The 12,578-nt window shown below is 65.2% G+C and carries 14 protein-coding genes and 1 pseudogene; 8 read left to right on the forward strand and 7 right to left on the reverse strand.

The window, feature by feature from the left end; all coding sequences use genetic code 11:
* Positions 1-201: 201 nt before the first annotated feature.
* Together GWK61_RS46415 and GWK61_RS46420 are read left to right on the forward strand one after the other, a co-directional pair.
* Positions 202-648, forward strand: a complete 447-nt coding sequence (locus GWK61_RS46415) for a hypothetical protein (RefSeq protein ID WP_194919277.1) — start codon at positions 202-204, stop codon at positions 646-648.
* A 404-nt stretch (positions 649-1,052) separates the two neighbouring features.
* Entirely contained in the window at positions 1,053-1,592 is a 540-nt protein-coding gene (locus tag GWK61_RS46420) for a hypothetical protein (RefSeq protein WP_194919278.1), read from the forward strand.
* 421 nt (positions 1,593-2,013) lie between these two features.
* On the opposite strand, the gene GWK61_RS46425 is transcribed toward GWK61_RS46420, so the two are convergent.
* The 7 genes and pseudogenes from GWK61_RS46425 to GWK61_RS46455 form a co-directional block, all read right to left on the reverse strand.
* Positions 2,014-2,742 carry a hypothetical protein gene (locus GWK61_RS46425; RefSeq protein ID WP_194919281.1) on the reverse strand — a complete coding sequence of 243 codons (729 nt, stop codon included), beginning with the start codon at positions 2,740-2,742 and terminating at the stop codon, positions 2,014-2,016.
* Positions 2,743-2,751: 9 nt separating this feature from the next.
* Entirely contained in the window at positions 2,752-3,063 is a 312-nt protein-coding gene (locus tag GWK61_RS46430) for a hypothetical protein (RefSeq protein ID WP_194919283.1), read from the reverse strand.
* Positions 3,064-3,164: 101 nt separating this feature from the next.
* A complete protein-coding gene (locus GWK61_RS46435; RefSeq protein ID WP_323748066.1) occupies positions 3,165-4,781 on the reverse strand; it encodes a phosphocholine-specific phospholipase C in 1,617 nt (538 codons plus the stop codon).
* A gap of 706 nt (positions 4,782-5,487) precedes the next feature.
* A pseudogene (locus GWK61_RS61145) lies at positions 5,488-5,703 on the reverse strand (GNAT family N-acetyltransferase); the annotation flags it as partial.
* A gap of 128 nt (positions 5,704-5,831) precedes the next feature.
* The gene (locus GWK61_RS61150; RefSeq protein WP_369125665.1) at positions 5,832-6,260 is read right to left on the reverse strand and encodes an NUDIX hydrolase; all 429 of its coding nucleotides are present in this window, start codon (positions 6,258-6,260) and stop codon (positions 5,832-5,834) included.
* A gap of 117 nt (positions 6,261-6,377) precedes the next feature.
* The gene (locus tag GWK61_RS46450) at positions 6,378-7,649 is read right to left on the reverse strand and encodes a tetratricopeptide repeat protein (RefSeq protein ID WP_194919287.1); all 1,272 of its coding nucleotides are present in this window, start codon (positions 7,647-7,649) and stop codon (positions 6,378-6,380) included.
* A 148-nt stretch (positions 7,650-7,797) separates the two neighbouring features.
* The gene (locus GWK61_RS46455) at positions 7,798-9,081 is read right to left on the reverse strand and encodes an NsdA family TPR-like regulatory protein (protein ID WP_194919289.1); all 1,284 of its coding nucleotides are present in this window, start codon (positions 9,079-9,081) and stop codon (positions 7,798-7,800) included.
* A 452-nt stretch (positions 9,082-9,533) separates the two neighbouring features.
* Here GWK61_RS46455 and GWK61_RS46460 point away from each other — a divergent pair, with 452 nt between their 5' ends.
* The 6 genes from GWK61_RS46460 (at position 9,534) to GWK61_RS46485 (ending at position 12,391) form a co-directional block, all read left to right on the forward strand.
* Positions 9,534-9,782, forward strand: coding sequence for a hypothetical protein (locus GWK61_RS46460; RefSeq protein ID WP_194919290.1), 249 nt, complete (start codon positions 9,534-9,536; stop codon positions 9,780-9,782).
* Positions 9,779-9,943, forward strand: a complete 165-nt coding sequence (locus GWK61_RS46465) for a hypothetical protein (protein ID WP_194919292.1) — start codon at positions 9,779-9,781, stop codon at positions 9,941-9,943. Before GWK61_RS46460 ends, GWK61_RS46465 begins: the two co-directional genes overlap by 4 nt.
* A complete protein-coding gene (locus tag GWK61_RS46470) occupies positions 9,943-10,353 on the forward strand; it encodes a hypothetical protein (RefSeq protein ID WP_194919294.1) in 411 nt (136 codons plus the stop codon). The genes GWK61_RS46465 and GWK61_RS46470 overlap by 1 nt, the downstream gene beginning before the upstream one ends.
* Before the next feature lie 573 nt (positions 10,354-10,926).
* Entirely contained in the window at positions 10,927-11,115 is a 189-nt protein-coding gene (locus tag GWK61_RS46475; RefSeq protein ID WP_194919296.1) for a hypothetical protein, read from the forward strand.
* Positions 11,116-11,217: 102 nt separating this feature from the next.
* Positions 11,218-11,757, forward strand: coding sequence for a helix-turn-helix domain-containing protein (locus GWK61_RS46480; RefSeq protein WP_194919297.1), 540 nt, complete (start codon positions 11,218-11,220; stop codon positions 11,755-11,757).
* A 136-nt stretch (positions 11,758-11,893) separates the two neighbouring features.
* A complete protein-coding gene (locus GWK61_RS46485; RefSeq protein WP_228564076.1) occupies positions 11,894-12,391 on the forward strand; it encodes a helix-turn-helix domain-containing protein in 498 nt (165 codons plus the stop codon).
* The last annotated feature ends 187 nt before the right edge of the window (positions 12,392-12,578 follow it).

Below are 12,578 nucleotides of genomic sequence, written 5' to 3' on the forward strand. Positions count from 1 at the left end.
GTCCCGAACCCCTGCCCCCCGGGTGAGGAGCACGGCTGGGCCGCCGACCAGGCTGCCGCCGCCCAGACGGCTCCGGCCGCCGGCAACGCCACCGCGGGCCTGCCGATCATCGGCAGCGCGCTCGGCGGGCTGCTCTAGCCGACCGCCGCGGGCCCGGCACGAACCGCCGGGCCCGTGCTTCGAAGTCAAGGGAGTACCACGTTGCGTTCCCGGGCAATCCTGACGGCGGCGGCCACGGCCGCGGCCACGCTCGGTGGCGTCCTGGCCTCGGCCGGCACCGCCGCGGCGACGACCGCACCACTGACGACTCCGACACCTCCGACGGCTCCGAAGGCCGCCCCCACACCGGGCGTCCTGGCCGTCGAGAACGCGCTGGAGTTCGCCAACAACTGGTGTGTCGCCCCGCTGCACTGGTCCGGACCGCTGGTCTCCGACCCCTTCCCGAATCCAGGCGACGCCTGCCGGCACCCCGGCACCACAGGCGGCGTCCACGTTCTCAGCGATCTGTGTGTCGCGCCGATCTCGATTGACGACCCGCTGGGTCCCGGGACGACGCCTGCCAGACCGTGCCAGGACGCGGGCGCGGCGGGACCAGGTTTCGAGATCCTGCGCAACGTGTCCGTCGCGGGCGTTCAGGCCACCTTCTGAACGCCGCAATTCCTTCCACCTTCCACCCGGTCTCGGCCAATGCATTTTGTCAGGCGAGTCGTTAGTCACAGGAATCCGCCGGCCGGCGGTCCCGGCACAGGCCCCCCAACGGGTCAACAAAGACGGAATATCGTCGGCCGACCACCCTTCGACAGCATTGATCTGCACCACCAGTGAGATGCCGAAAGCTTGTCTGACCTGCTTATATGCCGCGCTCAGCCATCGTGGAAAGTACGAAGAATGACGTCCAATCAATCACTCGTCAGTGTCTTGGGCCGCGCGCCTCCCGACTTGATATACGATTCTTCGCGAATGGCAGTATGGTTCAAAGCAACAAGGTGGCGGGCATCAGAATCGCCCGTCAGGTCACCATCGATCCACATCGACAAGGAAGAACGATCAACATGGCATTTCTGAAGCACGCCACCGTTATCGCCGCGCTGGCCAGCGCGGGTGTCGTGGGCATGGCCGGCATCGCCTCCGCGGCGGCCGACGACGCCTGGAACGGCGGCAGCGAGCACCACAAGGCCGGCGACAACAACGTCGGCCAGGGCGGCCTGATCCCGGTCAACGCGCTGAACAACGTCAACGTCGCCCCGAACCTGGGCTGCCTGGCGGACCACACCGTGCCGGACCTGACCGCGCAGGGCCTGGTCGGCGTCGTGCCGGTCGGCGTGAGCCTGAACCACCTGCTGGAGCACGCGAACCTGAACGTGCTCAGCAACGGCAACATCACCACCGACACCTACGACAACTCCTGCACCTCGAACCAGGGTTCGTCGCAGGCCGGCAACAACAGCCACGGCTCGGTCGGCGCGGGCGACAGCAGCAGCTCGCACGCCACCGGCAACGGCGCCGGCTCGCAGAACAACGGCGCGGGTGCCGGCGCGGGCGGCCTGATCGGCTCCTCGGGCATCCTGGGCAAGGGCGGCCTGGGCCTCTAAGTCCGCGCTCCTGCTCGACGACGCGTGCCGGAGTCAACTCCGGCACGCTCCGGCCGGCGACGACGGGGACTGATCTGTACCGATCTGCACAAATCTGCCCCGTCCCTCGATCGGACGAAAGCCCGGTGTCGCTCGTCGGAGTGATTCGCACAGCATGAAAGGCCCCGCGGGACGCGTACCGCGGGGCCTTTTCCATGCTCTTTTCCGTGCTCTTTTCCGTGCTCTTTTCCATGCCCTGACACCGCTTCCGCCGGCCGGAGGTCCGGCGACCGGGTGCTCAGTTCACTGATTCAGTTGTCGCGCACCGCCGTTCACTTCTCACTCGCACGGCGTGCCGGGCGTCCCGACCCGGCTCACCGCAGAGACTCCCACAAGGCGCAGAGACTCCCACAAGGCACTGTCAGCCTTGCGGGCGGCACCGTCAGCCGTTGGCGGCCTTCGGGGCGTTCTTCAGCGCGGCGCGGACGGTCTTGGCGTCCGTCACGGCCTTCTTGATGTCGTCGCGGGCGTCCTTGGCGGCGCCGCTGACGTCCTTGACCGACGCGGTCAGGGCCTTGCCGTCCGGGCCGGGCGTGAGCGCCAGCAGCGCGGCGTCCTTACCGTCGATCCGGGCGTCGGCCGCCTGGATCACGGTGGTCATGTCGGCGAGCAGGTCCTTGTTCGCAGTGGTGTCCGCAGCCGGGTCCTTCGCCAGCCGGTCGGCCAGCGCGTCGTGCACCTTCACCAGGCGGGCCAGCGCGGTGGTCTCGACGTCCAGCACGTGCGTGAGGTGGACCTTCGGCGCCACCAGGACGTAGACGCGGTAGTCGTCGATCATCGCCTTGCCGTCCGCGCGGACCCCGGCCACCGTGGTCTCGCCGGCCACCTTCGTCTTCAGCGCCGTCAGGCCGCTGACATCGGAGGAGACGAGCTGGGTGAGCGTGCTGCGGGTGGTGTCCGGCACGTCCTTGTACCCGGCCAGCGCCGTCTGGAGCTTGCCGAGGGTGGTCAGGCGGTCGGTGATGCCGTCGGTGACCGTGGTCTTCGCCTTGGTCAGGGCGGCGGGGCTGTCGGCCGACGAAGCGGTGGCGGCGTTGGCGGGCAGCGCGACGGCGCCGACAGCGATGAGAGCGCCGACTGCGGCCGCACTCAGACGGGTACGGAAAGACATGGAGATCTCCTAGTTGTCACCGGCGGTCTGAGTCGGCTCGGCCGAGCTCAGCGCGCCGTTGATGTCCGACAGCTGTTGGTCGAGCGATGACACGTCGCCATCCGGGTCGCCTGCCACCCCTTGCGAGTCAGTGCGGCCGACACTGCTCCCGCTGGAGGCTCCCGGCGCGCCGGGAGCGGTGGTGGTGGTGGCTGTCACGCCCGCGCCGGCCGGGGCGGTGCCGCCCGTGCCGGTCGAGCCTTTGCCCGAGCACGCGGCCAGGGCGCCCACGCAGGCCAGGATGGCCAGGATGGCCAGGGCCGAAGCGATTCTCGACTTCATGACTCGATGGTCGCCGGGGCCCGGTAAGCCCTCGATCAATAAGAGATAAGTAAACGCCCCGGAAGAATCTCCCGGGGCGTTCGGTGTGCTCAGCCAGCTCGTCAGCCGGTGATGATCGCCGGATCGCTAGCGCTGGGCCGGCCGTTCTCGACGTGGCCGGCGAAGCGCCGCACGTACGCCGCGTCGTGGTCGGAGGTGACCGTGGCGTCGTACCAGCCGTCGGACTCGCCGGCGTTCACGACGTGCGTCACGTGCTTGCCCGCGTGGATCCGGTGCGTGGCCCGCTCGTCGCAGCCGTAGGAGTCGGTGATGGTCACCGTGACGTCGGAGCGGCCGTTGTTGGTCAGCGTCAGCTTCAGGTTGCGGCCGGTGCCGACGTGCTCCGCGACGACCTCGAGCCCGGCCTTGGCGGCGTCGCCCTTGAACTCGCGCAGGAAGCCGTTGGCGCCGCGCACGTCGTAATCGTACGCGCCGGCGAGCTTCCAGGAGCCGTCGATTCCCTGCCGCGCGCCGACCGTGTAACTCCACGGGCCGGTCTTGTCCGTGGTCGAGGTGACCACGAACGCCGCCCCGGCCGGGCCGTGGCTGGCGAAGGCGATCCGCAGCGCCCCGCCCGTGATCCGGCCGTCCGCCGCCAGGTCGTACGGCAACGGGCGGGCGGGGCGCCGGCCGGCCTCCTGCTTCGGCAGCGCCGTGCTCGCCGGCAGGGTCACGGGGTAGCTGTTGTGCCGGGCGTGGTCCGGCGGCACGTAGGAGGCGGTGCTCGGCAGCTCCGGGACCTCGGTCTCGCGCAGCCCGAAGTCGAAGGCGCTGGTCAGGTCGCCGCAGACGGCGCGGCGCCAGGGCGAGATGTTGGGCTCGTGCACGCCGAAGCGCTTCTCCAGGAAGCGGATCACCGAGGTGTGGTCGAAGGTCTCGGAGTCGACCCAGCCGCCCTTGCTCCACGGCGAGACCACGAACATCGGCACCCGCAGACCCAGGCCGTATGAGCCCTCGTCGTAGCCGTTGCCGGCCGAGTAGTACTCGGTCGAGGTGTCCACCTTCGAGGCGCCGCCGACCGGGCCGCCGGGCACGAACGGCGGGACCACGTGGTCGAAGAAGCCGTCGTTCTCGTCGTACATGATGAACAGCGCGGTCTTGCTCCACAGGTCCTCGTCGGAGGACAGGATGTCCAGGACCTGCGAGAGGTACCAGGCGCCGTAGTTCACCGGCCAGTTCGGGTGCTCGCTGAACGCCTCCGGCGCGGTGATCCAGGAGACCTGCGGCAGCGTGCCGTTCTTCACGTCCTGGGCCAGCACGTCGAAGTAGCTCTGCCCGGCCGCGGCGTTGGTGCCGGTGCGGGCGTTCTCGTACAGCGGCTCGCCGGCCTTGGCGTTCTGGTACTGGTGGAAGTACAGCACCGAGGTGTCGCCGTAGTTGCCGATGTAGGCGTCGTTGGTCCAGCCCCAGGAGCCCTTGGCGTCCAGACCGGTGCCGATGTCCTGGTAGATCTTCCAGGAGACGCCGGCCGCCTGCAGCCGCTCGGGGTAGGTGGTCCAGTCGTAGCCGGCCTCGGCGTTGTTCAGGACCGGGCCGCCGCCCTTGCCGTCGTTGCCCGTGAAGCCGGTCCACAGGTAGTACCGGTTCGGGTCGGTCGAGGTCATCAGCGAGCAGTGGTACGCGTCGCAGACCGTGAAGGCGTCGGCCAGCGCGAAGTGGAACGGGATGTCGCTAGCCACGTGGCTACATACGTTATAGACCTGCAACAAATGGGCCAGCGACCAGGGGCGGACCGTGCGTTAAGGCTCCTGGGGTGAGCCGCCATTTTGGCCGGTCCCTGTGCGGGGCTGAAGCGCTTCGAGGGTGCCTCACGCACTCGGGTATCTCGGTGGAGCGGGACCGGGTGTTCCTGGCCTGGTTCGTACCGCAGCACTCTGCCCTAGGTTTTGGTCATCTCCTCGGTCGGGCAGGCTGTGCCTTGCCGGGCGGTGTCCCCATTGTCAAGCGCTCTCCTTGACGATGGGGACAGCGTCCGGCAACCCTCGTGGGGACCGACCGAGGAGATGACCAAAACCGCTGCGCGACCACTCTCTCAACGCTCGCGATCGTCGCGGGCATCTCTGAGGGAGGGCCCGCCGGAGGCGTCTCTTTGGCTCGTGGGTAGCTCAGCTTCCGGTCGGCGGCGCGGGTTGAGGTTCAGCGAACTCGTCCGGGAGGCTGCCGCCGTAGGCGTCCTTTCAGTACTTCGCCTGTGAGCAGGCAGACGCGAGGTATCGGCCTGTTCCGGTGACCACGCGCTCAAGAGCGGAGGGGGTGTCTTCGGAGGAGGGCAAGGGCTAGCGCAGCGCCCTTGACGTCTGGAGAAGGCGCCACCGTAGCGGCGGCAACATCGATGACCAGGAAACCCAAGCGCGAACCGCCAGCGTACCTGTGGAGCGCTTTAACTCAGCCTGTGAACTTTCTCGCGAGCCGGTCACCGCTCGCTCGGTAGAAGTGCTTCGACGGGTCTGGTTCGGACCCAAGACCTGCGTAAAACCGCATGGCATCGGGGTTGTCATCGTCGGCGTGCCACTCGACACGGCTGCATCTGTGCTTAGCCGCGACATCGAACAGCGCTTGCATGACCATGGTGCCGATTCCACGACGCCGATGGCTTTCTGCAACGTAGAGCTCGCAGCGAGATGATCACGCAACGCTGCTCGTCGGTCAGGTTCGCGAGCTTGTCGGTGAGGTACGTCGCAGCGCCCCCGGCGTCGGGCACGGGCACCCACGGAGCGGCGGCAATATGGCTACGCCGGTGATCGCGGGCCCACGGCGAGATAGAAAGATAGGGCTGTCAGAGACGGGCCGTCGGGAACTTGACCATTCGCGATCAACTTCGCGACCTCCTCTGGCATGAACCACTCGATACGCGTTGATTCACTCGGATCGGAGGGCGGTCCCACGTACGTGCATTCGATTGCGTGGTAAGCGGTGAACCTCATCGTTGACAGCCCGCTCAGCGCGTTATAGCTCATCAGCTCAGAGACTCTACTGGCACGCCAACCTGTCTCCTCCTCGATCTCGCGCCGGATAGCGTCGGCCGGCGCTTCTCCAGGATCTGCCCATCCGGCAGGCACTTCCCAACCCCACTCATCTGTAATGAACCGATGCCGCCACATGAGCAAGATGCGGCCCTCCGCGTCGGTCACAACAGCTGTCGTCGATGGACGCGGCATCGTCAACACGTGGTGTTCAATACGACCGATACCGGGGATCTCGACGTCTTCCAGCCAGACGTTGACCCAGTCACTCTCGTAGACAGCCCGGCGTCCGTGGCTGTGCCAACGCAACGATCAACCCTCCAGTGCCGCAGTTGACGAGAGCTGCGCCCGCAGGTGCTCTCCGAATGCTTGGACTGATCCTAGTTCGCTCCACGGCTGAAGTTCCTGCCGCAGCGCACGAGCTCGAATGGCAATCGGTTGGACTATCGAACCAGAGGCCACATTGAGAGCCGTGCTGGCCATGTTGCAGGCTTCCTCAATCTCGCCCGTGTCAATGAGGCAAGACGCGAGGTCGAAGGTCAGCAAGGACCGGCCCTTTTGATCCTCTACGGCTCGGTGGTTCAGTGCATCAGCCAGAATCTCGCTTGCGGCGGCAGGCTGCCCAATGAGCAAATTACATGTGCCCGCAATTCCGCTCAATCGAGCTTCATCAAAGAAGTCGATTCCCCCTGCTTCATCAGCACCTTCAAAACTTGACGAAGCCTGTTCTAGGGCCTGCAAAGCGGCGTTCGAATCACCGTCCGTAGCGTAGGCTCTGGCCAACTGTGCGGATACCCAAGCATGGCGACGCCGATTGGTACCGCCCTCGGTTAGTCGAGCTGCCTCTTCTAGATATTCGACAGCTGCGGCAGGGTCGCCTTCGAAGAACTGGCCGATGCTCTGCATAGTAAGAGCCCATGCAATAAGTCCGTCATCTTCGGCTTCCTCACCGGCGACACGCCCTACTTCGTAGAAACTCGCTGATCGATCACGATCGCCCAGGTCAAGATAGATATGCCCGGCAAGGCCGGCAAGGATCCCTGCCACTTGGACACTACGGCGCTTGACGATCAATGAGGACGGCAGTGATAGAACCTCGTGAACCCTGCCCGACAGACCGAGAACCTGTGGCATGAGTTGTTCTGGTGGCGTCGATGGGTACATACCCGCAAGCTTCATGGCAGCTCGCTCCATCTGGTCGAGCGCAATCGGACTGACTGACGATCGCGTAAGCGCGTCTGCAAGTTGCCACGGCTGAAGTTCGTCTTCATGGCTGCCCTGCTGGTCGACCGCCACTGTCTCCCATGATCTCGGTGACAGTCCGAGCATGGTTCCGGGGATGCGGAGCCCGTCTGCGATGCGTTCATAGACGGCGAAGCTTTCGACCGCGCGTCGGCCGTTGATGATCTCGCGGACGTGATCGGTCTTGATCTCGGTCTGGCGGGAGATCGCGGAGCGGCTGAGCCCGTACCTCTCGGCGAGTGCGAAGACTGTGCTGATGTCGTGCCTTTGGCATGCGGCGATGAACTCGGGTCGCTCAATGAGCGCTGCTGGGATCGAGTGATCGCGCTCGTTCCTGTGCATCGGGCCCCCTGCCGTCGCTACCAAGGGTTTGTAGCCATTTGTTTAGCGTAAGCCAAAGCATCCCCGGTGGATGCCCCTGCCGAAACTGCCAGCAGCGCGCAAACCGCGATCCGTCAAACACTGCATATCCTGCCCTGTCGGTGCTGGCTTATTGAGTGATGGCGAGTCGGCTGGAGTTGTGCAAGCGGGTGAGATGTTCGCGGAACTGCTTGACGCGTTCTTCGCCTGGATGCTGATCGGTGACCATGTACGACAGTTCGTCGGCGACGGGGAGAAGCGTTGGAAGCGACTTGCGAGCATTGGCCATGGATGAGATGCCAAGATCGATGGCGTGTTCCAAGTCTCCCGCACGGGCTGCTACGAACCCGAGCGTGAGCCGGGCCTCGGACATGCGCATTGGGAACCGGTCAATTCCGTCTGGGCCTGTGCCTAGATGGATGACCTGTCGCGCATGGTCGGCTGCCAACGCGTCATCCCCGAGCAGTCGGTAGGCCTCCATCGCGTATAGATCCCATTTGTCGGGATCGACGTGAAAGTGATGATCAGGGTGAAGTGGCTTATCCATGCTGTCGAGCAGGCGGCGCCCTCTGTCGAGTGCAGCTCGTACGCCATCGCGGTCGCCCATGCGCGCTAAGCCCTTCGCTTCCTGCGCCGCGAGCTGGACGGCTACGCCGTGACTTGTGTCAGCATGCTGGCCACGGCGGGCAAAGGTGACCGCGTCCTCATAGCGTCCTTGAGTCATGGCGAACCACGCACTCATTTCATGAGACCATGCCACTATTTCCGCGTCATCGGCTTCTCGACCCAACTGATATGCGGCACTACGGGTTGCCTCAGCGTCAAATGACAGACCTTGGTCATATTCGAGGCAGCCCGTAAGCAGAGCCAGCTGGCCGGCAACGACTAGAAGATCTCGGTGTTCCCGGAGCCTAGTACGGCCTTGTAGCAGGTCGATGACGTAGCGAAGACGACCACGAGACTGGAGACACAACATGTCTGCGGGCATATACGGGTACTGACGGCAGAGCTGGTAAGTCTCAGCTTGCAGCGCCTCGATGGTGGACGGGCCAACGTCTGACAGTTCGGCCCGCCTGACTAGTTCCGTCACATTCCAAGTGTCTGCTACTTCCGAGGTGGCCGCTACCGGCTCCCATGATCTCGGTGACAGTCCGAGCATGGTTCCGGGGATGCGGAGCCCGTCTGCGATGCGTTCATAGACGGCGAAGCTTTCGACCGCGCGTCGGCCGTTGATGATCTCGCGGACGTGATCGGTCTTGATCTCGGTCTGGCGGGAGATCGCGGAGCGGCTGAGCCCGTACCTCTCGGCGAGTGCGAAGACTGTGCTGATGTCGTGCCTTTGGCATGCGGCGATGAACTCGGGTCGCTCAATGAGCGCTGCTGGGATCGAGTGATCGCGCTCGTTCCTGTGCATCGGGCCCCCTGCCGTCGCTACCAAGGGTTTGTGACCTCTGACTAAGCGTAGATCAGGGTACCCCCGCGAGGGTGCCCCCTGATGGGGGTATTTGCGATGCCCTTCGCGATAGATCCTCGATTCAGTCATTGAGCGTGGCTGCGACGGAGGGTGATGGTGATGCAGAGGATGGCGAGGCCTGGGCTTCCGGCCAGCGCTCCTCCTGGTGCTGATGTTCGGTATGCGTCTGCGGTGCCGGTGGGGGCGTGGGTGGCTCCGCTGGAGGAGTCGATGAACCCCGGTGCTTGGCGTCCGGTCGTGGACCGGGCGGTGACTCGGGAGTACTCGGTGCTCTTCCACGAGAAGCCTTCGGCTGGGAAGGCGCCGAGCGCGTCCAAATTCCCGACCGGGGTGTGGGTTGCGTGGTGTCGTACCCGGCCGACGTTCCCGGACCCTGCTGAGGGGGTGCGGTCGTGAACATGTTGCTGGAGTCCGGTCCGGCGTGCCTGTCCGAGATTGAGCTTGGTTCGCTGGTGCTGGTCGGTGCCACGTGGCAACGGTTGGTGAGCTGGCAGACGACCGGCGGCGACAGTGGAGACCCCTCACTTTGGTGGGTGTTCTGGTCCGGGTCGCTGTATCCGTCGATGTACATGACGGAACCGTCGTTCATGCAGGTCTGGCGCGGTGACGATGCCCCGCGCACATCGGGGGTGGTGTGGTGACGATGCAGGAGAACGACACGACGGGCGTGTTCTACGCACGTCCGGCCGTGTGGGATGAGCCGCGTGGTCGTACGCGGGTGCTGCTGCTGGTGACGGTGGCGCTGGCCTCGTTGACCGCCAATGCGGTGGGACTGCTGATCGTGTTCAAGGGCGGTGCCTGATGAGGCTGCCCAAGCGCCGTCCTGCTGGGCCGGTGGAGTCCTCAGAGTCCTCGGAGCCGGTGACGTATGCGGTGATTGAGACCCCTGATGGCGCGGCCCATGTGAACGTGCAGTTCGTGGAGGAGCCCGGGGTTGGGATGTTCGTGATCGTCCCGTCTGCGGGTATCCGGCGGGAGTTGGCGGCGCTGGATGCGGTGCTGGTCTCGATCGGGCAGGGGCTGCCTGAGGGTTTGTCGCTTGCGGAGTTGGCGTGGTCGGAGGTGCTGCGGACTCGTCCACGGCGCGCCAGGCTGGTTCTGAATCCCGAGCTCGGCGTCTACATGCTGGTGGAGTGGCTGGACGAGGCGGATGTGCTCACGGGCGCCGGCGCGGTGGCTGAGCTTGCCCTGTTGGCGGTGCGCCATGGTTGAGAGGTACGAGCCGGGCGATGTGGTGCGGGTTGGGGATGAGCTGGTGTTGAGCGTCGTGGAGTTGCCGACGCATCGGGCCTGTGAGATCCCGGAGGATGCGCCGGATCTGGGTTCGTTGTGCTGTGTGCCGCTCGCGCTGGTCGCGACTCCCGCTGGTGAGGAACCACGGCGGTGGGTGGTGGCGGCAGATCTGACCCGTGTGGATGTGGATGCCACGGAGGTGTTCCCCGTGCCGCCGTAGTGCGGGGGATGGTGCTTGCGGGTGAGTTGAGGGGCCGTACCAGCACACGGCTTCACCCGCGAGGCGGCTGTGTGCGACAGGCGGAGCCCGCGAGGTTTTGTCCTCGGTCTGTCGTGCGTGGCCGTGGTGGGGACTGGGGCAAGGACCGTGATCCGTCCGGTCTGCCCCCGGCCCTGGTCCCCGCCGTACGTAGCAAGCCGGACCGCCCGTAACCCTGGCAGGCGGGGCGGTCCGGCGGGGAGTTACCCCGTGCCAATGGTATCGGGGTGTTCTGACATGCCCTGGTGCCTGGCGGTCGTAACTGGTCGCGAGGAGTGCGGAGGCAACAGGACGTGACAGACGTCGAGCGGGGTGATCTCGACACAGACGACGAGGAGGAGGACGAGCGTCGCTGGGTGGTGTGTGTGCCGGTGTGGGAGGTGATCGCGGATGAGCCGGTCAGGCGGGAGTTGATACCGGGTGTCAACGAGGTTGCGGCTTGGCGGGCAGAACGTGAGGCGGCGCAGCGGCAAGTTGAGTGAATGGTGCGTTGATAAGTGGCGGGTTCGGCCGGCGGGGCGTGCTTTGCCTCGCCTGCCGGTTCTGCTGGTGAGTTCGTTGTGTCCTGTGTTTGGAGGTTGGGTTTGAAGCTGAGGGGGGCGGCGGCGGCGAAACGGCGGCTGTCTGATATGCAGCGGCAGCTGTACGAGTTTCGTCGGAATCTCGGTGTGAGTCAGATGGACACCGCGAAGTTGCTTGGTGTGGCTGGTCGTACTTTGCGTGATTGGGAGAAGTGTCGCGACAGTCCGAGTCAGCCGCATCTGATCAGTTGGGGGTATGCGTTCGGGCATCGCTTGGCTCTTACGGATGAGGACTACGACCCGGAGTTGCGGATGTCGGTGGTGTTGAAGAATGACGAGTCGTTCGTGCTTCATGAGACGCGTCGTCTGGTGGTTCCGCTGTGGAACAGGCGGAAGGATCGCCGTCTCTCGCAGACAGACTTTGCGCGTTTGCTTGGGGCTAGCCGAGGTTCGGTTCAGCGGTGGGAAGAAGACGGGTCTTGCCAGCCGATTGTGATGATCGCCTGGGCCCAGCGTTTGGATTTTTCGATTGAGCTTCGGCACGTAGCCGAGAAACCCGGGCTGTGGCTGGGAAACAGCCGTGGCGACTGCTCGGTGGCGTAAGCGCCCCCGCGAGCTTTTGTGACCACAGCGGCGGGTGTTCGGCCGCGGGGCCCGTTCTTGGCCCCGCGGCCGAACCCGCTGGCGGGCAAGACGAGTTTCGCCAATATCGATACTCAAAATAGAGGCTGGGTGAGTGATGGTTGTGCAGGCGAGTCCGGCGGTACGGCGGCGGTTGGTCGCGATTCAGCGACGGTTGCTGGCTGAAAGGCTGGCCGCCGAGCTGGATCAGCAGGTGGTAGCTGAGTTGTTGGGGGTGTCGTCTCGTAGCGTGCAGAGTTGGGAGTGCTGCTACGACCACCCGAGCACACCGCATCTGATTGGCTGGGCGTACGGGGTCGGTTTCCGTTTGGTGCTCATCGAGTTGGAAGTCGGTACGGTGCTTGCGCCGGTGTCGTTGGGCCCTGGGGAATCGTTGGCCGAGCATGAGGTACGGCGGCTGACGGCGCCGCTGAAGCCCAGGCGGCAGGAGCGGGATATCTCGCAGACGGATCTGGGCCGGATTGTGGGGGTCGGCAGGTCATCGTTGCAGCGGTGGGAGGACGGGTTTCAGGTTCCCGTTGCGTTGTTTCTGATCGCGTGGGCTGATCGGCTTGGATACACGGTTGGCCTCATGCCGGTTGCTGCGCGTGGATGAGGCTTGGGTGTGGTCGTGCGGGTGCTGCCTTGGCGGTCAGGGCGTTTTGAACAGGTAGGACAGCAGGGCGGCGACGCCTTGGGCATGCATGGTGTAGAGGGCGGCGGTGACCTGTCCTTGGGCGTCTTTCAAGCACCCGGTGTGAGGCCGCAATTTGCGTGCTGGCAGCCGTGGCGGGTTACGGGTG

The sequence above is a fragment of the Catenulispora rubra genome (genome assembly GCF_015356825.1).
GTDB lineage: Bacteria > Actinomycetota > Actinomycetes > Streptomycetales > Catenulisporaceae > Catenulispora > Catenulispora rubra.

What these genes read in the sequence shown, in the direction of transcription:
- GWK61_RS46430 (WP_194919283.1), bottom strand. Translation starts at nt 3,063, where the DNA reads ATGAAGTCGAGAATCGCTTCGGCCCTGGCCATCCTGGCCATCCTGGCC.
- GWK61_RS46485 (WP_228564076.1), top strand. Translation starts at nt 11,894, where the DNA reads ATGGTTGTGCAGGCGAGTCCGGCGGTACGGCGGCGGTTGGTCGCGATT.
- GWK61_RS46420 (WP_194919278.1), top strand. Translation starts at nt 1,053, where the DNA reads ATGGCATTTCTGAAGCACGCCACCGTTATCGCCGCGCTGGCCAGCGCG.
- GWK61_RS61150 (WP_369125665.1), bottom strand. Translation starts at nt 6,260, where the DNA reads ATGCCGCGTCCATCGACGACAGCTGTTGTGACCGACGCGGAGGGCCGC.
- GWK61_RS46455 (WP_194919289.1), bottom strand. Translation starts at nt 9,081, where the DNA reads ATGCACAGGAACGAGCGCGATCACTCGATCCCAGCAGCGCTCATTGAG.
- GWK61_RS46450 (WP_194919287.1), bottom strand. Translation starts at nt 7,649, where the DNA reads ATGCACAGGAACGAGCGCGATCACTCGATCCCAGCAGCGCTCATTGAG.
- GWK61_RS46425 (WP_194919281.1), bottom strand. Translation starts at nt 2,742, where the DNA reads ATGTCTTTCCGTACCCGTCTGAGTGCGGCCGCAGTCGGCGCTCTCATC.
- GWK61_RS46470 (WP_194919294.1), top strand. Translation starts at nt 9,943, where the DNA reads ATGAGGCTGCCCAAGCGCCGTCCTGCTGGGCCGGTGGAGTCCTCAGAG.